We start from the raw sequence: 20,053 nt of genomic DNA, 5'->3' as shown, positions 1-20,053 counted from the left end.
CCGTCCTGTGTTGCGGATTTAGTGGCGCTTGACGGCACACGGCGTTATCCGCGCGACGATGCACGCCACCGACCTGCGCATCGCCCTGTTCAGCGGCAACTATAATTACGTACGCGATGGCGCAAACCAGGCGCTCAATCTGCTTGTCGGCCATCTGTTGTCGAAGGGCGTGACGGTACGTGTCTATTCGCCGACGAACGCCAGGCCAGCCTTCCCGCCGACCGGCGATCTGGTCGCGGTGCCGTCGCTGCCGCTGCCGGCCGGGCGTGGCGAATACAAGATGGCGCGTGGGTTGCCTGCCGCAATCCGCCGCGACCTCGATGCGTTCGCACCGAACATCGTCCACGTGTCGGCGCCCGATTTCCTGGGGCATCGCGCGATCAGCTATGGCCGCCGCAATGGCATCGCGACGGTCGCCTCGCTGCACACGCGGTTCGAGACGTATTTCCGCTATTACAAGATGGCGTTCTTCGAGCCTGTGATGGTGAAGATCCTCAAGCGCTTCTACAACCGGGTCGACGAAGTGCTGGTGCCGGGGCGCGGCATGGCGGAAATCGTGCGCGACTGGGGCGTGACGACGCCGACCGCGATCTGGTCGCGCGGCGTGAACCACGATCGCTTCACGCCGACACGCCGGGATCTCGAATGGCGGCGGGCGCGCGGGATCGCCGACGGCGAGGTCGCGGTCGGGTTTCTCGGGCGGCTGGTGAAGGAGAAGGGTCTCGACGTCTTTGCCGACGTGATCCGCGAGCTGGAACAGCGCGGCGTGCCGCACAAGGTGCTGGTGATCGGCGAGGGCCCCGCGCGCGAGTGGTTTGCGAGCCGCGTCCCGGGCGCGGTGTTCGCGGGGTTCCAGTCGGGCGACGATCTCGGCCGCGCGGTCGCGTCGATGGACGTGTTCTTCAATCCGAGCGTGACCGAGACGTTCGGCAACGTGACTCTCGAGGCGATGGCGGCAGGCGTTCCCGTCGTTGCCGCTCGCGCATCAGGTGCGGTCGGACTGGTCGATGACGGTGTGACGGGGTTCTTGGTGCCGCCGACGGATATTGCCGGGTATGCGGATGCGATCGGGCGGATCGTGTCGGAACCGGGCCTGCGCGAGACGATGGGCTGGGCCGGACACGACAAGGCCGCCGGGTATCTGTGGGATACGATCAACCAGACCGTGCTGGATACGTATCTCGAGGTGATGGCGCGGCGGGGTAAGTGATGCCCTGACCTGCCCCCCTCCCTGGAAGGGAGGGGTTGGGGGTGGGTCGGCTTCCGCATGTTCAGGCGTAGATGGCTCGAACCGGCCTACCCACCCCCGGCCCCTCCCTTTCAGGGAGGGGGGCAGGTTGCGCTTCGCTCAGGGCGTCGTGACCCAGTCGAACGTCAGCGGCGCCTCGCGGAAGGCGAAACGGTCGAGGTGGCTCGATACCACCTCGCGCATCCGGTCCACGTCCTCCCCCTCCGGCACCGTCAGCGCGACGTCTAACGTTTCGCTGTCCGCACGCATCTCGAGCACGGCACCGTTCGGGAAGGCGATGCGGCCCTCTTCCTCCGAGAAGGTGACCTCCATCTTGTGGCTCCAGTGCTTGGCAAGCTGCTGGAGATACTTGCTCGCCGAATGCGTCGGCACGCGTGCGACCGAGACGCTCACTTGAGGCGCTCGATTTTCTGCGCCGCCTCGTCGAGCAACGCCGCGACTTCGTGCAGCGTATCCTCGTTGACGTCCTCGCGCATCAACCGGTGCTGGAGCACCTGCCGCAGATTACCCATCGCACGCCGGATCGGCGCACCATCGGTCCGCTCGGATTCCGCCCCAACCGCAGCCAACCGCGCGAACAGGCCGTCCACCACGGCCGCATTCTCGGCCAGATGCGCGCGACCCTCGTCGCTCGCCGCAAAGCGCTTCTTCGCGCCTTCCGACTGTTGCTCCTCGATCAGCCCCATCTCGTCGAGCATGCTGAGCGTCGGGTAGACGACGCCCGGGCTCGGCGCATAGCCACCCCCGGTCAGCCCCTCGATCTCGCGGATCAGTTCGTAGCCGTGGCGCGGTGCGTCCGCGATCAGCTTCAGCATCACGAGCTTCAGCTCGCCGCCATCGAACAGCCGCCGCCGACCACCGGGGCCGCCGCGTCCGTGTCCATGTCGACCATGACCTTCGTGACCCGGCCGACCCCGGCCTTCGCCGTCAGCCCGCGGGCCACCGGTCCAGGCTCCATATCCCATACCAAAACGCATTTGAGTGTTCTCCGATATATCTTCAAGCATGAGCTGAGATATATCGCAGACTATTTCGAGTTCAAGAGGTGGGTGAAAAGATTCGCCTTTCTCCAGTCCGTCATCCCCGCGCGGGCGGGGAACCAGACCCTCGGACCGAGCGAGCATGCATGCCGTCAGCCAGTATGGATCCCCGCCTTCGCGGGTATGACGATGCTTGTGACGACGACGATGCTTGTGAGGAGAACGGTACGTCTATGAGTGACGAGCGCACTGGGATGGCCGACGGATGGGCAAACCGCCCCCCCGCCCCTATCTTCCCCCCATGGCCGATCTCTTCGCGGGCTTCGAACCCGCCGCCCCTACTGAAACGCATCCCGAAAACGCACCGCTTGCCGATCGCCTGCGCCCGCGCACGCTGGACGAGGTGGTCGGGCAGGATCACATCACCGGCCCCGAAGGCGCGATCGGGCGGATGGTGTCGGCGGGGCGGCTGTCCTCGATCATCCTGTGGGGCCCGCCCGGCACCGGCAAGACGACGATCGCGCGGTTGCTCGCCGATGCGGTCGACCTGCGGTTCGTCGCGATCTCCGCGGTTTTCTCAGGAGTAGCGGACCTCAAGAAGTCGTTCGCGGAAGCACGCGAGCACGCCAAGATCGGCAAGCGGACCTTGCTGTTCGTGGACGAGATCCACCGCTTCAACCGCGCACAGCAGGACGGTTTCTTGCCGTACGTCGAGGACGGCACAGTGACCCTGGTCGGCGCGACCACCGAGAATCCGTCGTTCGAACTCAACGCCGCGTTGCTCAGCCGCGCGCAGGTGCTGATCCTCGAACGGCTCGGCCGCGGTGCGCTCGAACAACTGCTCGACCGCGCCGAGACGGAGATGGAGCGCCCCCTGCCCCTCACCCCGCCCGCCAAGGATGCGCTGATCGCCAGCGCAGACGGCGACGGTCGCTTCCTGCTCAACCAGGCGGAGACGCTGTTCTCGGTGAACCTGCCCGAACTGCTAGATCCCGCGGGGCTGTCCAACTTCCTGCAACGCCGCGTCGCGGTGTACGACAAAGATCGCGAGGGGCATTACAACCTCATCTCCGCGCTCCACAAATCGATCCGCGGATCGGACCCGCAGGCCGCGCTCTATTATCTCGCGCGGATGCTGACCGCGGGCGAGGAACCGCTGTTCCTGCTCCGCCGGCTGACGCGTGCCGCGGTCGAGGATATCGGCCTCGCCGACCCGCAGGCGCTGGTCCAGTGCATCGCCGCCAAGGACACCTACGATTTCCTCGGCAGCCCCGAAGGCGAACTCGCGATCGCGCAGGCGTGTGTCTACCTCGCCACCGCACCCAAATCGAACGCGGTCTACAAGGCGCAGAAGGCGGCATGGAAATCGGCGCGCGAGACCGGGTCGCTAATGCCGCCCGCATCGATCCGCAACGCGCCGACCAAGCTCATGCGCGATATCGGCTACGGCAAGGGATACGCGTACGATCACGACGCGGAGGATGCGTTCTCCGGCTCGGATTACTGGCCCGACGAGATGGGCGCACAGACCTTCTATACGCCGACCGAACGCGGGTTCGAGAAACGCCTGTCGGAACGGCTCGCCTATTGGGACGGCCTGCGCGCGGAAAAGCGCTCGTGAAGGATTGGGCTGCGGTCGCGCAGTATGCGCTGTCGTTGCCCGAGACCGAGGCATCGACGTCGTACGGCCAGCCCGCGATCAAGACGCGCGGCAAGATTTTCGTCAGCGCCGGCCATGTCGATGGCAGCTTCCACGTCCGCAGCCCGCATGACGAGAAGGCGGTCCTGATCGCGACCGATCCCGACAGTTTCTGGCAGACCCCGCATTACGAGACCTGGCCCGGCCTGCTGGTCCGCTACGGCGCGCATGATGCCGAGCGCGTCGCTCGCGTGATCGCCCGCGCATGGTGGGATCAGGCATCGGCCAAGCAGCGAAAGGCGTATGGCGATCGCCCCTGACCGCTTCGGCCATTTCGCCGCGATCGACTGGTCGGGCGCAGTCGGTCCCCGGCAATCGGGGATCGCCGTGGCGATATGCGCGCGAAGGGCCGCTGCACCGACGCTCGTCGCAGCTGAAGGCGGCTGGTCGCGTACCGCCGCGCTCGATTGGCTCGCCAACGCGATGCCGCCGGATACGCTGGTCGGACTCGATCTCGGGCCATCGCTGCCGTTCATCGACCGGGACGCGTTCTTTCCCGGCTGGGCAGAGAGTCCGTCAGATGCGCGCGCGCTGTGGGCGCTGGTCGAACGGATTTGCGCGGACGATCCGCATCTGGGGGCCAGCAGGTTCGTCGATCATGACGAGGTCGCGCGGCATCTGCGTCGCCACGGCGGGCGCAAGGGCGAGTTCTTCGAAGGGTCCGGCCGCCTCCGCGTGACCGAGGAGGCACAGCGGCGGCAAGGATTGAGCCCGACCAGCAACCTCAATCTCGTCGGCGCGGCGCAGGTCGGCAAGTCGAGCCTCACCGGCATGCGCGTGCTGCACAGGCTGGCTGGCCACGTGCCGGTCTGGCCGTTCGATCCGGTGCCGTCGCAAGGTCCGCTGATCGTCGAGATCTACACCACGATCGCCGCACGCGCCGCGGGCATCCGCAAGGGGCTCAGCAAGATCCGCGACGCCGCCGCACTCGACGTGGCACTGGCCGCGATCGGCAGCGACCCGCATGCATCCCTCGCCCGCTACGACGACCACGCCACCGACGCTATCCTCACTGCCGCGTGGCTCCGCGCCAACGCCGATCGCCCCGAACTCTGGCACCCGGCGGCGATGACATCGCATATCGCGCAAACCGAGGGCTGGACCTTCGGCGTATCTTGAAGCATGGGGTCGCGACGCACCGGGCAGCGCCCGACGCAAGGGCCGGTTTAGCTCAGTTGGTAGAGCGCCAGTTTTGTAAACTGGATGTCGCGGGTTCGATTCCTGCAACCGGCACCATTTCCGACTTTCGATAAACGATGTCGCCGCCGCCACCTGCATGGCATCGTTCGGTAGCGCTCGAGCTCCACCCCCCGCATCCCCGACATGAAAAATCCTCCGCGCCCCAGGGCACGGAGGATCTTCATTCGGCCCCATTGGCTCGCGTCGACTGACGCGAGCCAGAGTTGGATCAGAACCGGACGGTCGCACCCACGGCTAGGTTGCGGCCGAGCGAGTCGTAGCGCTGCGGGATCGTGTTCGTGCGCGCGAGGGCGACGTTGTACGAGTCCGGAACGATCGGCGCGCTCTTGTCGAGCAGGTTGTTCGCGATCAGGCGCAGCGAGAACTGCTTGTCGATCGCGAAGTTGAGCGCGAGGTCGAAGTAGCTCTTCGGCGAAACCCGGTAGTAGCTGGTCCGTGCGCGGGCATCCGTGCCGCCGATCGCCTCGTCGCCCGAATTGTCCGCGTTGGTCAGCGACCCGACATAGCGCCAGTTGAACGAGGCGCTGAAGCCGCGGTCGAGCGTGGTGTAGGTCGCGCGCAGGCCGTGCGACCATTTCGGGAGCAGCTGTCCGCAGCCATTACCATAGTATCCGGCGCAGTTACGCTCCGGCTGGACCGGCGAGTCCTGGCCCCCTGCGAAGGTCGCCAGCGACCCGTTGAAATTCCAATCGATCTTGCCGGCGCCGGCAAGGTCGAGCGTGTACTGCGCCTGGAAATCATAGCCGCGCGCGATCGACGTGTAGTAGTTCGTCGTGCCCTGCCGGATGAAGCCCGTGGTCGGGTTGCTTCCGGCCGTCGAATACAGCGTGCCGGTGCCGGGATTGCGGACGATGCCCTGGCAGAAGAACGCGTCGCCGTTCGAACGCTGGCAGCCATCGGTGTAATAGCTGAAGTCGTTATAGCCGAGCGAATCGTTGATCTTGATCTGGTAGCGATCGACCGAGAACACCAAGCCCTTCACGAACCGCGGCTTCACGATCAGGCCGTAGGTCTGCGTGTAGGCGGTTTCCGGATCGGCGGTGTAGCCGCCCGAGCGCACGGTGCACGCCGCCGAGCCGTTCGGGGTGGTGCCGTTGCTGCACAGCAGGGTCTGGCTGCCGTAGAGCGCATCCGACAGGCCGGTTGCACGGCACACTTCGCGCGACGCGATCGGCGCGCCGTAGGTCACGCCATTCGCGCCGTTGACGACCGTCGGGGCGCAGAAATCGTTGAACGTGCCTGCGCCGCCCGACGCGAAATCGACGTTGGTCGCCTGGCGGATTTCGGTCACCGTCGGTGCGCGCTGCGCCTTGTTGAACGAGGCCCGGAACGTGAGGTCGCTAACGGGGGCGTAGATGCCCTCGATCTTCCAGGTATTGAACGTGCTCGGGTTGCTGCTGTACTTCGACACGCGGTAGCCGCCGTTCACCTGCAACAGGTCGGCGAAGCGCTTGTGCTCGACCAGCGGCGCCTGGACCTCGATATTGGCCTCCCAGACGTCCTGCTTCAGATAGCTGTCGGTGCCGCCCAGACCTACGCGATAGACGCTGTCGGCGGTCGATTTGAGCGTATCTTTGCGATATTCCGTACCCAGCGCGATCGCGACGCCCTGCTCCGCGAACGGCGAGGTAATCCCGTATTTGCCAAGGTCGCCGGTGACGTTGGCCTGCACGTCGTACAACGTACCGGTGGTTGCCGACGTCCCCTGGTCATACAGATAGTCGATCAGCGCCGGGTTGGTATTACCCGCGCTGAACGCATCGAAGGGAACGCAGGCGGGATCCGTGGTCGTTGCGCAGGTCGGTGCGGCGCGCGTGCCACCGACGTTGATCGAGTTCCGCAGGTTGGTCGCGTTGACGAAGCTCGGCGTGTAGTCCTGATGGTTGCGGGCATAGACGCCGCCGACGTCATAGGTCCACGCGCTGCCGACCTTGCCGCGGACGCCGCCGGTCAGGCGAACGCCGGTGTTCAGATACGCGTCGGGCTGATCGTTGCCCTCACCGAGACGATAGCGAAGATCGATCGGTGCCGTCGCCACCGTGCCAGCCGCAGCACCGCAGATCGCGGTTGCCTGCGACGTCGATAGGAACGGGTTGTTGCAGTTCACCTGGACGGAGCCACCGGCGATCGCCGGGTAGTTGTTGTACGACTTGTCGCGGAACCAGATGCCCGACGCATACAGCTCGGCGTCGGGTGCGATGTCGAGGCTGACGAAGCCGCCGGCGTTCACGCGCTCGGACGGGCGCTGATACGCATAGTTGCTGAAATAGTTCGAGGCGTTGCCGGCACCTGGACCGAACGGCACGAAAGTACGCGTGCCGTTCGGGTTGTTGACGAGCTGCGCGTTGGCGTTCGCACCGCTGAGCGGCGTGATGAGTCCGCTCGTCGAGCTGCTCGGGGTCAGGCCGCACGACAGCGGCGCGTTCAGGCTGGTCTGCGTCAGATAGCAGCCCGAGTTCGAGCGCGCCGACAACAACACTTCGTCGGTATGCTTGTAGTTGACGAAGCCGTTGATCCGCAGCGCGCCGTCGAACAGCTTCTTGCCCGCGGTCAGCGTGACGTCGGCACGACCACCGTCGTTGGTCAGGCCGCGTGGGCTGCTGAAGCCCGACGAACGCGCCAGCGACGACACGACCGTGTCCTTGTTGTTGTGGTTGTAGAAATTATAATTGCCGTCGAGCTGGATGCCTTCGAAATCCTTCTTCAGCACGAAGTTGACGACGCCCGCGACCGCGTCCGACCCGTACACCGACGAGGCGCCGCCGGTCAGCACGTCGACCCGCTCGAGCAGCGACGGCGGGATGATGCCGACGTCCTGGCCGTTCTGCGTGCCGAGGCGCTTGCCGTCGATCAGGACCAGCGTGCGCTCGAATCCGAGGCTGCGCAGCTTGATGCGCTGGCGACCGTCGGAGTCGTTATACGTCTGCTGGCTGTCCGGCGCGATCTGCGGCAGGCGGTTCAGCACGTCCTCGACGTTGACCGCAGCCTGCGCGCGGATGTCCTGCGCGGTGACCGACGTGATCGGGGCCGCCGACGTCATGTTCGGACGCTGGATGCGCGATCCCGTAACGACGATCGTGTCGTCCTTCGGCGTGTCGCGATCGACGGCAGTGGTTGCGGTGGTGGCATCCGCCTCGACCTTGGCTTCGGCCGGCGTGCTCGCGGCAGCCTGGGCGGGCGTCACGGCCTGCGCGGGCACGTCCTGTGCGAATGCCGTGGTAGCGGAAAACACGAGAGATCCGACGAGCGCGATCCGCGAAACAGAATGGCCGAAGTTCATACCTACCCCTAAAAAAGCCCGATTGCGTGATAGCGCTATACCGGTTGCCCGTACTGGTTTGGTCAAAACACGTCGCCAGTCAATGCCGAAGCAATACCGGTCTAGAACATTTGCGTTGGAATGTTGCAAATCGGCGTCACTACTGGCGGTCGCCATCTCCTTGCGATAGCGTGCACACAAGAACGCAAGGGGGATCTGATGGAGAACACGCGACGGTCGTTGCTCGCCGGCTTGGGCGGCCTGGGCATGATACCATTCGTAGCGACTCGGGCGGCTGCCCGATCGGGTGCCGCGGCGGACGCTTCGGCGACCGGCGCGATGGTCCTGTCGACATGGGACTTCGGCGCCGCCGCCAACGCGGTGGCCTTCGCGGAACTCGCCAAGGGCGGCTCCCTGATCGACGCGGTCGAGGCCGGCGCGATGGTGCCCGAGGCGGATCCGACCAACCACAGCGTCGGCTATTCCGGCTATCCCGACCGCGATGGCCACGTCACGCTCGACGCGGTCATCATGGACGATGTCGGCGGCGTCGGGGCCGTCGCCGCGCTGGAGAACACGGTGCATGCGATCTCCGTCGCGCGTCGTGTGATGGAGCGGACGCCGCACACCTTTCTCGTCGGCGAGGGCGCGACGCGGTTCGCGCGCAACCAGGGGTTTCCGCAACAGTCGCTGCTCACCCCGGAATCGGAAAAGGCATGGCGCGACTGGCTGAAGACCGCGAAATACCAGCCCGAAGCCAATAGCGAGAATCGCATTACCCGCACGCCGGGCGGCGCGCTGGATCATGACACGATCGGCCTGCTCGCGCGCACGGCCGATGGACGCATGGCGGGCGCCTGCACGACCTCCGGCATGGCGTTCAAGATGCGCGGCCGGGTCGGCGATTCGCCGCAGGTCGGGTCGGGCCTGTACGTCGAGGCAGGCGTCGGTGGTGCCACTTCGACCGGGCTTGGCGAGGAAGTGACTCGCGTCGCTGGCTCGGCGCGCGTCGTCGCGTCGATGCGCGGCGGGTCGTCGCCGCAGCAGGCGTGCGAAGAGGTCGTCCGGCATATCGCCAAGCTGCGCGGCGATGCGATCCGCGGCGTCCAGGTCGGCTTCCTCGCGCTCGACACGAAGGGCAATGTCGGCGCGTTCTGCCTGTTGCCGGGCTTCACCTATGCGGTCACCGACGCGCGCGGCAAGACGACGGTGCTGAAGGCGCGGTCGCTGTTCCAGGCGTGAGCGTACCGGAAGACATGGTACGTCGTACCCGAACGATGCTCGAAGTCTGCATCGAGGATCTGCACGGTATCGACGTGGCGATCGCTGGCGGTGCGGATCGCATCGAACTGTGCGCGGCGCTTGGCGTCGGTGGGCTCACCCCGCCCGCGTCGCTGATCCGGGCAGCGGCGGCGGCGTCGGAGGCCTCCGGCGTACCCGTCCACCTCCTGGCCCGGCCACGCGAAGGCGGCTTCGTCTATACGCCGCGTGAGCAGGCGCTGATCGCGGACGACATTCGCACGGCAGCCGAAGCCGGATTGGCGGGAATCGTCATCGGCGCGCTCGATGCCGACCACCGGCTCGACGTGCCCGCCCTCGCCGCTTGGGTCGCCCATGCCCGATCGCTGGGCGATGCTCGCGGACGCCCACTCTCGCTGACGCTGCACCGCGCCTTCGATCTGTGCCGCGACATGCCCGACGCGCTCGAGTCCGCCGTCACGCTCGGCTTCGACCGGATCCTGACCTCCGGCGGCGCCCCGAAGGCGATCGACGGGGTAGAAATGCTGACGGCATTGCACCGACAAGCCGCCGGTCGGATCATCGTCCTCGCGGGAAGCGGGGTCTCGCCGGAGACGTTGCCCGCGATCCTCGCGACCGGTGTCCGCGAAGTCCACGCCTCGTGTCGCGCGCCCATGACGGCCGCCGCCGATCCAGCCGAACTACGCTTCGGCTTTGCCTCGCCGGGACGCGCAGCCACGAACCGGGACGCGGTAGAGCGACTGGCGAACATGGTGACCGGACATCCGGTGCTTGAATAATACCAATCCATAACTTACTCAAACCGGTCTGGGTCGGGGGGCCTCTCGCTCCTCGCCGAACGCCAATCGAAGCGAGCTGCCATGCACGACGCCACTCCGCCTCCGCTAACACCCCCGCCGATTGCGGAAACCGCGACGCTGATGTTCCGCGAGGCGGCGGAATCGTCCGAGGCCGTCGCGCGGATGCTCGCGACCAACGCCGCGGCATTCGCGGCGCTCGGTGCACGTCTTCGTAGCGCCCCGCCCGCGGTCGTCGTGACCTGCGCGCGCGGCTCGTCGGATCACTCGGCGGTCTACGGCAAGTATCTAATCTGGACGAAGACCGGCATCCCGGTCGCCGCCGCGGCGCCCTCGGTCGTGTCGATCTACGACGCTCCGCTCGGCGCGCGGAACACGCTGTGCATCGCAGTGTCGCAGAGCGGACGCAGCCCCGACCTGCTCGCCGCGGTCGCCGCGCAGAAGGCCGCCGGCGCGCATGTCGTCGCGTTCGTCAACGACGAGACTTCGCCGCTAGCCGAAACCGCCGACACGCTGATCCCGCTATGCGCCGGACCGGAAAAGTCGGTCGCGGCTACCAAGTCCTATATCTGCTCGCTTGCCGCCTTCGCCGCCTTGACCGCGGAATGGGCCGACGACGACGCATTGCGTAGCGCGGTCGCAGCGCTTCCCGCCGACCTCGCACGCGCCTGGGCGCTCGACTGGTCGGCGGCCGTCGCACCGCTGCGCACCGCGACCAATCTGTTCGTGATCGCGCGCGGCATGGGCTTCGGCATCGCCAACGAGGCGGCGTTGAAGATGAAGGAAACCTGCGCGCTGCATGCCGAATCGTTCAGCTCGGCCGAGGTCCGCCACGGCCCGATGCAACTGGTCGAGGACGGCTTCCCGTTGCTAGCGCTCGCGACCTCCGACGCAGCCGGCGACGGCGTACGCGATGCGGCACGCGAGTTCGCCGAGCGTGGCGCAGGCGTGTTGCTCGCCGATGCGGGGCTCGACGGCAGCAGCGACGACGGCGTCCTGCCCGCGTTGAAAGCGCATCCGGCGATCGAGCCTCTCCTGATGATCCAGAGCTTCTATCGCATGGTCAACGCCCTCTCGCTTGCTCGCGGGTTCAACCCCGACGCACCGTCGCATCTCAGCAAGGTGACGCGCACGTTATGACGATCTTCCGGTTTTCGAATGGCCATGTGGTCACCCCCGCGGGCGTGCTGAACGACGCGACGATCGTCGTCGAGGACGGTCGCATTGCGCAGATTGGCGACGCGGCCTCCGGTCAGGCTGCGGATCACGCGATCGATCTCGACGGTGGCTGGCTGATGCCGGGCTTCGTCGATACGCAGGTCAACGGCGGCGGCGGCGTGCTGTTCAACGATACGCCCACGGTCGAGGGTATCGCCGCGATCGGCGCGGCGCATCGCCCGTTCGGCACCACCGCGTTCCTGCCGACGCTGATCAGTGACACGCCCGACGTGATCGCGCTCGCGCTCGATGCAGTCGACGCGGCGATCCTCGCGGGTGTCCCCGGCGTACTCGGCATCCATATCGAGGGGCCCGTGATCAGCCCGGCGCGCAAGGGCATCCACGACCCGACGCGCTTCCAGGATCTCGACGACGCCCTGCTCGCGCTGCTGACCCGCCCCCGCCTCGGCCGGGTCATGGTGACTCTCGCCCCCGAGCGCGTGACCGCGGCGCAGATCGCGACGCTGACCGCGGCGGGCGTGCTTATCAGCGTCGGCCATAGCGATGCGGATCACGCCACCGCGACCGCCGGGATGGCCGCCGGGATAACCGGCGTGACGCATCTGTTCAACGCGATGTCGCCGCTGGTCCATCGTGCCCCAGGCGTGGTCGGCGCGGTGCTCGACGATCAGGCGGTGTATTGCGGGATCATCGTCGACGGCTTCCATGTCGACGACGCAGTGCTGCGGATCGCGTTGCGCGCACGGCCGCACGACCGGTTCATGCTGGTATCCGACGCGATGCCCTGCGTCGGCGCGGCGGAGAAGTCGTTCGTGCTGCAGGGCCGCGAGATCCATGTCGAGAATGGCCGCTGCGTCGGTGCCGACGGCACGCTGGCGGGCTCCGATCTCGACATGGCGGGCGCGGTCCGCAACACCGTCGACCGGCTCGGCGTCGCCCCCGAGATCGCCGCGGCGATGGCGGCAACCTATCCGGCGGCGTTCCTGCGGCTGTCGCAGGAGCGCGGCACGTTGCAGGTCGGTCGCACCGCCGACTGGGTCATGCTCACCCGCGACCTGCATCCGGTCGGCACGTGGATCGGCGGGGCAAGCGCGGCCTGACCGCCTCTACCCCGCTTTTGCCCCCCTCCCTTTCCGGCATCGAGCCCTCCCCTTCTGGCATCGAGAACGCACCCATGGCCTCCATCCTCCTGACCGCGCCGATGCAGGGCTGGGCAACGCCGATCGACGAAGTGCCCGACGCGGTGTTCTCGGAGCGGATGCTGGGGGACGGCGTCGCGATCGATCCAACCGGCGACTGCCTCTACGCTCCCTGCGCCGGCACCGTGCTGACGCTGTTGCCGAGCGGCCACGCGATCACGCTCGCCACGCCCGAGGGTGCGGAGATCCTCATCCACATCGGGCTCGACACGGTCGCGCTCGGCGGACGCGGGTTCAGCCCTTGCGTCGCGGTCGGCGACACGGTCGAGCGCGGTGCGCCGCTGATCCGCTTCGACCTCGATCTGCTGGTGCAAGAGGCCCGCGCGGTCGTCACGCCGATCGTCGTCGTGAACCCCGACCGGTTCAGCATCGTCCACGCCGTCTCCAGCGAACTGGTCGCGGTCGGCGATCCGCTGATGACGCTCGAACCCAGCGACGCGGTCGCACGCCGCGAGACGAGCAAGGACGGCGCGACGCACGCACGCACGGTCGTCGTTCCCCTCCCGCACGGCATCCACGCCCGCCCCGCCGCGCGCCTTGCCGCGACCGCCAAGCGCTTCGACGCCGACATGACGCTCGCGTGCGGCGACAAGACCGCCAATATCCGCAGCCCGATCGCCCTGCTCGCACTCGCGATCCGCCGCGACGATACGATCGTCGTGACCGCAGCCGGCGCCGATGCCGCCACCGCACTCGCCGCGATCTGCGACCTGATCGAGAGCGGCATGGACGAGCCCGCCGAAGCCCCCCGCGCGCCCGTCGCCGCGCCCGTGCCAGCCCGCCCCGCAGTCGACGGCGCGCTGACCGGCGTTACCGCGGCACCCGGCCTGGCAATTGGTCGGGCACGCTGGTTCCGTCCCGCCGACATCGTCGTCCCCGAACACGGCGAAGGCATCGCTGTCGAAGAGGCACGCTTCGATGCAGCCGTCACCACGCTCTCGACCCGTTTCTCGGAGCGCGCCCGCACCGCAACCGGTCCCGAACGCGCGATCGTCGAGGCGCATGCGGCGATGCTCGACGACCCGATGCTCCACGAGACGACGCGCAGCGGCATTGCCCGCGGCGAGAGCGCCGGTCATGCCTGGCGCGCCGCGATACGTCCGCAGGCCGACGCGTTGCGCACCAGCACCGACCCGCGGCTTGCCGAGCGCGCCGACGACATGCTCGATCTCGAACGCCAGTTGCTCGCGCTGATCGCCGGCGTCGAGACCACGCCACTGTCGTTCCCGCCCGACACGATCCTGCTCGCGGACGATCTGCTGCCGTCGCACGTCCTGTCGCTCGATCGCGCGAACATCGTCGGCTTCTGCGTCGAGCGCGGCGGCCCGACCTCGCACGTCGCGATCCTCGCCGCGACGATGGGCCTCCCCGCGCTGGTCGCGATTGGCGCGCTGTTGAACGCCGTCACCGACGATACGCCGGTGATCCTCGACGCCAGTGAAGGCCTGTTGCGGATCGATCCAGACGCCGACACGCTCGTCGCCACGCAGGTGCGGATCGTCCAGGCACAGGTCCGCCGCACCGAAGCCCTCGCGCGGGCCGGCGAACCCTGCCGCATGGCCGACGGCACCAGGATCGAGGCGTTCGCCAATCTCGGCGCGCTCGGCGATGCGCATCTCGCGGTCGAGAACGGCGCGGAAGGCTCGGGCCTGTTGCGCACCGAATTCCTGTTCCTCGAACGCGATTCCGCACCGACGGTCGCCGAACAGACCGCCGACTACCAGGCGATCGCCGACGCACTCGACGGCCGTCCGCTGATCGTCCGCCTGCTCGACATCGGTGGCGACAAGCCCGCGCCGTATCTGCCGATGGCGCCGGAAGAGAACCCCGCACTAGGCTTGCGCGGCATCCGCGTCGGCCTCGCGCACCCGCAGATCCTGGAGGACCAGGTCCGCGCGATCCTGTCGGTAAAGCCCGCGGGGCAATGCAGGATCATGGTGCCGATGATCGCGAGCCTCGACGAACTGCGCGCCGTTCGCGCGGTGGTCGACCGCGTCGCCGCAGATATCGGCATCGTCGACCGCGTGCCCGTCGGCGTGATGATCGAGACGCCGGCCGCCGCCGTTACCGCCGACCTGATTGCCGCGGAGGCCGATTTCCTGTCGGTCGGGACCAACGACCTCACGCAGTACACGCTGGCGATGGACCGCGGTAACGCCGCCGTCGCGAGCGGGATCGACGGGCTGCACCCCGCCGTCCTCCGGCTGATCGCGCAGACCTGCAAGGGAGGCGCGGTGCATGGCCGCTGGACCGGCGTGTGCGGCGGGCTCGCCTCCGACCCGCTCGCCGTCCCGATCCTGATCGGGCTCGGCGTCACCGAACTCTCGTCCGCACCGGCGCTGGTGCCCGAGATCAAGGCACTGGTCGCGACGCTGACGATGGAGGCGTGCCGCGCGCATGCCGCCGCCGCGCTGCAATGCGGGTCCGCCGCCGACGTCCGCTCGCTCGCCCGGGAGTTCACCGCATGAAATCGATCCTCGAAGCCCTCCAGCCGCTCGGCCGCGCGCTGATGCTGCCGATCGCGGTGCTGCCGATCGCCGGCCTGCTGCTCCGCCTCGGCCAACCCGACCTGCTCGACATCGCCTTCATCAGCGCGGCGGGCGACGCGATCTTCTCGCACCTCGGGCTGCTGTTCGCGATCGGCGTCGCCACCGGGTTCGCGCGCGACGGCAACGGTGCCGCGTGCCTTGCCGGCGTCGTCTGCTTCCTGGTCGCGACGGAGGCGGGCAAGGTCCTGATCACCGTCGCGCCCGAAGTATCCGCAGGGCTGACCGGCGTCTCCGCCGACCTCGCGATAGCAGCGTGGAAGGCCAAGGCGATGGCGCGGCTCGACGTGCCGATCGGCATCCTGTCGGGGCTCGCGGGCGGGACGCTCTACAATCGCTATTCGACGATCAAGTTGCCCGAATATCTCGCCTTCTTTGGCGGACGGCGGTTCGTGCCGATCGTCAGCGGCGTGGCCGGCCTCGTGCTCGCGGCGGTGTTCGGCTTCGGCTTCTCGCTGCTAAGCCAGGGCGTCGACCAGTTGAGCGTCGCGATCACCGGCAGCGGTGCGATCGGCGTGTTCGTGTTCGGGTTGCTCAACCGCCTGCTGCTCGTCACCGGGCTGCATCACCTGCTCAACAACATCGTCTGGTTCGTCGCCGGCGATTACCACGGCACCTCGGGCGATCTGCGCCGCTTCTTCGCAGGCGATCCGTCGGCGGGAATCTTCATGGCCGGCTTCTTCCCGGTGATGATGTTCGGCCTGCCCGCCGCGTGCCTCGCCATGTACCATTCCGCCAAGCCCGAGCGTCGGAAAGCGGTCGGCGGCATGCTGCTCAGCCTCGCGCTCACCTCGGCGCTGACCGGCGTCACCGAGCCGATCGAGTTCAGCTTCATGTTCCTCGCGCCCGTGCTCTACGCGGTGCACGCGGTGCTGACCGGCCTGTCGATGGCGCTGATGGACCTGCTCGGCGTCAAGATGGGCTTCGGCTTCTCGGCGGGTTTGCTCGATTACGTGCTGAACTTCGCCAAGGCGACGCGACCGCTCGTCCTGCTGCCGGTCGGTGCGGTGTATTTCGTGCTGTATTACGGGCTGTTCCGCTTCTTCATCCGCAAGTTCGACCTCGCGACTCCCGGACGTGAAGCCGAAACCGTCGCGGCCGTAGCGCCCCCGGTTTCAGGCGGGCGCGGTGCGGCGTTCGCGCAGGCGCTCGGCGGCGGGGCGAACCTGACCACGGTGAGCGCGTGCACGACGCGGTTGCGGCTGATCGTCGTGGACCAGTCCGCGGTCGACGATGCCGCGCTGAAGGCACTCGGCGCGCGCGGCATCCTGCGCCCGTCAAACTCCGCGCTCCAGGTCGTGCTCGGGCCGATCGCTGATGTCGTCTCGATGGAAATCCGCGATGCGTTGGCGCTGGGTGGTGATGTGGCGATCAAGCCTGCCGCGACTGTAGCGGAGGATACGATCGCCCTTTCATCCATAACGGAAAGTGCACTCGGCGGAGCGGCGAATGTCCTTGGCGCCAGCCGCCATACCGGCCGACTACGCGTCCAGCTCGGTGATATAGCGCTAGCGGACGATAGGGCGCTGGCAAAGCTCGGTATCCGCGCAATCGCCCGCCCCGCGCCAGGCCAGCTTCACGTGCTCGCGACCGACGCAGTCCTGACGACGCTGGCCCGCTAGACCACTGATCCTCCCCCGCCAGGGGGAGGTGGCTGGCACTTGCCAGACGGAGGGGGAGGACACGGAGCAGAGGTTCCGTGTCCTCCCCCTCCGTCACCTTCGGCGACACCTCCCCCTGGCGGGGGAGGATTCAGTAAATTGCGGCGTCAGCGCGCTAGCGGTTCCAGTGACACCGGCCCGACGATACCCGAAACCCCCTCCGCAGCCGCTTCCACCACAAGCACGATCTGACGCACGCGGCCGCCAGCCGGCAACGCCGCCTCCAGCGGCCCAACCTCGGCACCCGCCTTCGACGCGAGCCGCCGGCCATCGACCCACAGCTCGGCCTTGCCCGCGATCGCGGCGAAACGGATCATGCCGCCCTCCACGCCGATCCGCCGCCACGGCGTAACGCTCGCGCGGTAGAGTCGCCAACGCCCCTCCGCCACAGCCTGGACCGGCGTACCGCTCCGCACGAACGCCCAGCTGTTATTGTCGCCATCGATTGGCGCCAGCGCAGGATCCGGCCGTGCAGCGAACGCCGGCGAACGACGCCACTCCCGGATCGCCTGCCCGCCATAGGTCGCGGCCATTTGCGCCCGCGGTGCGATCGCTGCCCGGTCGATCACCAGCCGCGCCGGCTTCAATCCCTGCGCAGTCGCGGTCATCACGATCCGCCCTCGCCCCGTCCCCGCCTGCACGATGACCTGCGCCAGCCCGTTGAACAACGACCGCGCATTGCCCTTCTCGGGCTCATGGCTGTTCGGATCGCCATTGCCGACACCGATGATCGCCGCGCCATCGACCGAGAACCGCGTCGGCAGGTTCGCGGTCGGTACGTGGCGCCCGGCGGCATCGATCGCGTCGATCGTCACCGGCTGCGTATCCTCGTCGTCGCCCGCCATCACGGTCCGCGCCGGCGTCAGCCGCAACGCGACCGGCTTGCCCACGGTCTCGTGCGCGGCGGTAGCAACGATCTTGCCGCCGCGCATCGCGATGACCTCGATCCGCCCCGGCGCGTAGGGCACGCTGAACTCGTTGCCCATGATCCGGTCGACCGCCTGCTCGCCAACCTTCCGACCGTTCAGCCGCAACTCGACGCGCGCGGCATTGCTCATCACCAGCACCACGACCGGCTGCCCCTCGCGTCCCGGCCAAGTCCAGTGCGGCGTCAAACTGACGACCGGCGTGTCGTCGACCCAATGCGCGCGGTGGATATCGAACGCAGTCTTCGGGAACCCGCACAGGTCGAGGATGCCGAAGAAACTGGAGATCGTCGGCCATTCGTGCGGCGTCGGTTCGCCGTGATAATCGAACCCGGTCCACACGAACCCACCCGCGACGAACGGGCGATCGGCGATCTTCTTCCACGTCGCGCGGTGCGTATCGCCCCAGCTCGCCGCCTCGACGTCGTAGGACGACTGGACATGCGCGGCCGGATCACTCGCGAAGGCACCGCGCGTTTCATAGGCGCTGGTATCCTCCGAACTCGTCATCGGCTTGGTCGGGTTGAGCTGGTGGAACCGGTCGTAGTCGCCCTGGTAATAATTGAAGCCGACGACGTCGAAAATGCTCGACACGTTGATCGGATCGAAGAACGCGCCGTTCATCGCGCCCGTCACCGGCCGGCTGTCGTCGAGCGCATGCGCCGCGTGCGCCATCCGCCGCAGCATCTCGACACCCGCCTCGGTACCCTGCATCGGTTCCTCGTTGAACACCGACCACAGGATCACGCTCGGGTGGTTGCGATCGCGGCGGACCATCCATTCGAGCTGCGCCATGTAATCGGGCGCGGGATTGAACTGGCGGTTCTCGTCCATCACGACGAAGCCCATCGCGTCGCACAGGTCGAGCAGTTCGGCGGCCGGCGCGTTGTGCGAACAGCGGATGGCGTTGCAGCCCATCGCCTTCAGCCGCTCCAGCCGCCAGCGCAGCAGCGCATCGGGGATCGCAGTGCCGACGCCGGCGTGATCCTGATGCAGGCATACGCCCTTCAGCTTTACCGATTTGTCGTTGAGCAGGAAGCCGCGGTCCGCATCGAACCGGATCGTGCGGAAGCCGACCGGGATACGCCGCTCGTCGACGATCGCGCCGTCGCGCAGGACGTGCGTCACGACGGTATAGAGCGTCGGCGTCTCGATCGACCAAATGCGCGGCGCAGGCACGGTCAGCGTGACCATCGCGGTCGCGCGCTCGAGCGGCAGGACCGTCGCGGTCGCCTGCGCGCCCGCCACGCGCTTGCCGTCGGGATCCACCAGCGCGACATCCACCGTCACGCCGACCGACGCGCGATCGATGCTGCCGAGCTTCACTTCGACCGGCACGCTCCACGCGCCATTCACGGCGCGCCTCGGATCGCAGTGCACGCCGTCCGTCACGATCGCCACCGGCGCACGGCGGATCAGCCACGCATGGCGATAGATCCCCGCGCCTTCGTACCACCAGCCCTCCATCGCCTGCGCATCGACGCGCACCGCGATGACGTTGAGGTCGTCGCCGAACCGCGCGAACGGCGTCAGGTCGATCTCGACGCTGTTATACGCCGACCAGTTGTGTGCGACGACGCTGCCATTGACCCAGACCGTCGCATTAGTCGCGATCCCGTCGAACTGCAGCCCGATCGTCTTGCCGCGGTCCGCCGGATCGAGCCGCAGCGTCCGTCGGTACCAACCGATCCCCCGCGCGCGAAAGCCCTGCGACACGCTTGCGGTCTTCACGAACGGCTGCGCGGAGGCCCAGTCATGCGGCAACCGAACCGACTGCCAGTCGGAATCGTCATACGCCATCGCCGCGGCGCCGAGTGCGTTGCCGGCCTTCACGCTCAGATACGTCGCATTGTGACCTTCGGGCGGCGGTGCGATCACGTCGCCCTCGTGGAACAGCCACCCGCGCTCGATCAGCGTTCGCGACGGGTCCTGCACCAGCGCGCGCGACGGCAGGGTTCGCGACGGCTGCGGCATGGGCAGCGCGCCGGCACTGCCCTGCGCCTTGACGCTGGCCGCAAACCCAGCCTCGATCGGCCCCACGACCAGAGAAGCACCGGCGCCCGCCGTGCCAACAAGAAGCTCACGTCGGTTCATCGGT

At 67.6% G+C, this 20,053-nt stretch carries 14 protein-coding genes and 1 tRNA gene; 11 read left to right on the top strand and 4 right to left on the bottom strand.

Annotated elements, in window-relative coordinates; translation table 11 throughout:
* The first annotated feature begins 58 nt into the window (after positions 1-58).
* On the top strand, positions 59-1,210 hold the full coding sequence (locus tag C8J42_RS03660; RefSeq protein WP_133019211.1) for a glycosyltransferase family 1 protein: 1,152 nt from the start codon (positions 59-61) through the stop codon (positions 1,208-1,210).
* A gap of 138 nt (positions 1,211-1,348) precedes the next feature.
* Here C8J42_RS03660 and C8J42_RS03655 read toward each other — a convergent pair whose 3' ends face one another.
* Together C8J42_RS03655 and C8J42_RS03650 are read right to left on the bottom strand one after the other, a co-directional pair.
* Positions 1,349-1,642, bottom strand: coding sequence for a DUF2218 domain-containing protein (locus C8J42_RS03655; RefSeq protein WP_133018899.1), 294 nt, complete (start codon positions 1,640-1,642; stop codon positions 1,349-1,351).
* Positions 1,639-2,226 carry a PadR family transcriptional regulator gene (locus tag C8J42_RS03650; RefSeq protein WP_133018898.1) on the bottom strand — a complete coding sequence of 196 codons (588 nt, stop codon included), beginning with the start codon at positions 2,224-2,226 and terminating at the stop codon, positions 1,639-1,641. Before C8J42_RS03650 ends, C8J42_RS03655 begins: the two co-directional genes overlap by 4 nt.
* 304 nt (positions 2,227-2,530) lie before the next feature.
* Here C8J42_RS03650 and C8J42_RS03645 point away from each other — a divergent pair, with 304 nt between their 5' ends.
* The 4 genes from C8J42_RS03645 to C8J42_RS03630 all read left to right on the top strand — a co-directional run bounded on the left by C8J42_RS03645 (position 2,531) and on the right by C8J42_RS03630 (position 5,164).
* Positions 2,531-3,850 (top strand): replication-associated recombination protein A, encoded by a 1,320-nt coding sequence (locus tag C8J42_RS03645; RefSeq protein ID WP_133018897.1) that lies wholly within the window; start codon positions 2,531-2,533, stop codon positions 3,848-3,850.
* A complete protein-coding gene (locus C8J42_RS03640) occupies positions 3,847-4,188 on the top strand; it encodes an MmcQ/YjbR family DNA-binding protein (RefSeq protein ID WP_133018896.1) in 342 nt (113 codons plus the stop codon). The genes C8J42_RS03645 and C8J42_RS03640 overlap by 4 nt, the downstream gene beginning before the upstream one ends.
* Positions 4,172-5,047: a hypothetical protein gene (locus C8J42_RS03635; protein ID WP_207897057.1), complete on the top strand. Its 876-nt coding sequence runs from the start codon at positions 4,172-4,174 to the stop codon at positions 5,045-5,047. The genes C8J42_RS03640 and C8J42_RS03635 overlap by 17 nt, the downstream gene beginning before the upstream one ends.
* 41 nt (positions 5,048-5,088) lie before the next feature.
* Positions 5,089-5,164: transfer RNA gene (locus tag C8J42_RS03630), tRNA-Thr, on the top strand.
* 172 nt (positions 5,165-5,336) lie between these two features.
* Here C8J42_RS03630 and C8J42_RS03625 read toward each other — a convergent pair.
* The gene (locus C8J42_RS03625) at positions 5,337-8,408 is read right to left on the bottom strand and encodes a TonB-dependent receptor (RefSeq protein ID WP_133018895.1); all 3,072 of its coding nucleotides are present in this window, start codon (positions 8,406-8,408) and stop codon (positions 5,337-5,339) included.
* A gap of 246 nt (positions 8,409-8,654) precedes the next feature.
* Between C8J42_RS03625 and C8J42_RS03620 the strand changes: the two genes are divergently transcribed.
* From C8J42_RS03620 to nagE, 6 genes are all read left to right on the top strand, one after another.
* Positions 8,655-9,629, top strand: coding sequence for a N(4)-(beta-N-acetylglucosaminyl)-L-asparaginase (locus tag C8J42_RS03620; protein ID WP_207897056.1), 975 nt, complete (start codon positions 8,655-8,657; stop codon positions 9,627-9,629).
* Complete coding sequence (locus tag C8J42_RS03615) at positions 9,626-10,426, top strand: copper homeostasis protein CutC (RefSeq protein WP_243644049.1); 801 nt, start codon at positions 9,626-9,628, stop codon at positions 10,424-10,426. Before C8J42_RS03620 ends, C8J42_RS03615 begins: the two co-directional genes overlap by 4 nt.
* An 81-nt stretch (positions 10,427-10,507) precedes the next feature.
* Positions 10,508-11,584, top strand: coding sequence for an SIS domain-containing protein (locus C8J42_RS03610; protein ID WP_133018892.1), 1,077 nt, complete (start codon positions 10,508-10,510; stop codon positions 11,582-11,584).
* On the top strand, positions 11,581-12,723 hold the full coding sequence (nagA, locus tag C8J42_RS03605) for an N-acetylglucosamine-6-phosphate deacetylase (RefSeq protein ID WP_133018891.1): 1,143 nt from the start codon (positions 11,581-11,583) through the stop codon (positions 12,721-12,723). The genes C8J42_RS03610 and nagA overlap by 4 nt, the downstream gene beginning before the upstream one ends.
* Positions 12,724-12,797: 74 nt before the next feature.
* Positions 12,798-15,290: a phosphoenolpyruvate--protein phosphotransferase gene (gene ptsP / locus C8J42_RS03600; protein ID WP_165895414.1), complete on the top strand. Its 2,493-nt coding sequence runs from the start codon at positions 12,798-12,800 to the stop codon at positions 15,288-15,290.
* A complete protein-coding gene (nagE, locus tag C8J42_RS03595; protein WP_133018890.1) occupies positions 15,287-16,990 on the top strand; it encodes an N-acetylglucosamine-specific PTS transporter subunit IIBC in 1,704 nt (567 codons plus the stop codon). The genes ptsP and nagE overlap by 4 nt, the downstream gene beginning before the upstream one ends.
* 146 nt (positions 16,991-17,136) lie before the next feature.
* On the opposite strand, the gene galA is transcribed toward nagE, so the two are convergent.
* Positions 17,137-20,049: a beta-galactosidase GalA gene (gene galA, locus C8J42_RS03590; RefSeq protein ID WP_133018889.1), complete on the bottom strand. Its 2,913-nt coding sequence runs from the start codon at positions 20,047-20,049 to the stop codon at positions 17,137-17,139.
* Positions 20,050-20,053: the final 4 nt, after the last annotated feature.

Origin of the sequence: Sphingomonas sp. PP-CE-1A-559 (genome assembly GCF_004340965.1) — a bacterium.
In the GTDB taxonomy this organism is placed as follows: domain Bacteria; phylum Pseudomonadota; class Alphaproteobacteria; order Sphingomonadales; family Sphingomonadaceae; genus Sphingomonas.
This window is presented reverse-complemented; position numbering and strand designations above follow the sequence as displayed.

What these genes read in the sequence shown, in the direction of transcription:
- C8J42_RS03660 (WP_133019211.1), top strand. Translation starts at nt 59, where the DNA reads ATGCACGCCACCGACCTGCGCATCGCCCTGTTCAGCGGCAACTATAAT.
- C8J42_RS03650 (WP_133018898.1), bottom strand. Translation starts at nt 2,226, where the DNA reads ATGCGTTTTGGTATGGGATATGGAGCCTGGACCGGTGGCCCGCGGGCT.
- C8J42_RS03645 (WP_133018897.1), top strand. Translation starts at nt 2,531, where the DNA reads ATGGCCGATCTCTTCGCGGGCTTCGAACCCGCCGCCCCTACTGAAACG.
- C8J42_RS03635 (WP_207897057.1), top strand. Translation starts at nt 4,172, where the DNA reads ATGGCGATCGCCCCTGACCGCTTCGGCCATTTCGCCGCGATCGACTGG.
- C8J42_RS03625 (WP_133018895.1), bottom strand. Translation starts at nt 8,408, where the DNA reads ATGAACTTCGGCCATTCTGTTTCGCGGATCGCGCTCGTCGGATCTCTC.
- C8J42_RS03620 (WP_207897056.1), top strand. Translation starts at nt 8,655, where the DNA reads ATGATACCATTCGTAGCGACTCGGGCGGCTGCCCGATCGGGTGCCGCG.
- C8J42_RS03610 (WP_133018892.1), top strand. Translation starts at nt 10,508, where the DNA reads ATGCACGACGCCACTCCGCCTCCGCTAACACCCCCGCCGATTGCGGAA.
- nagA (WP_133018891.1), top strand. Translation starts at nt 11,581, where the DNA reads ATGACGATCTTCCGGTTTTCGAATGGCCATGTGGTCACCCCCGCGGGC.
- ptsP (WP_165895414.1), top strand. Translation starts at nt 12,798, where the DNA reads ATGGCCTCCATCCTCCTGACCGCGCCGATGCAGGGCTGGGCAACGCCG.
- nagE (WP_133018890.1), top strand. Translation starts at nt 15,287, where the DNA reads ATGAAATCGATCCTCGAAGCCCTCCAGCCGCTCGGCCGCGCGCTGATG.
- galA (WP_133018889.1), bottom strand. Translation starts at nt 20,049, where the DNA reads ATGAACCGACGTGAGCTTCTTGTTGGCACGGCGGGCGCCGGTGCTTCT.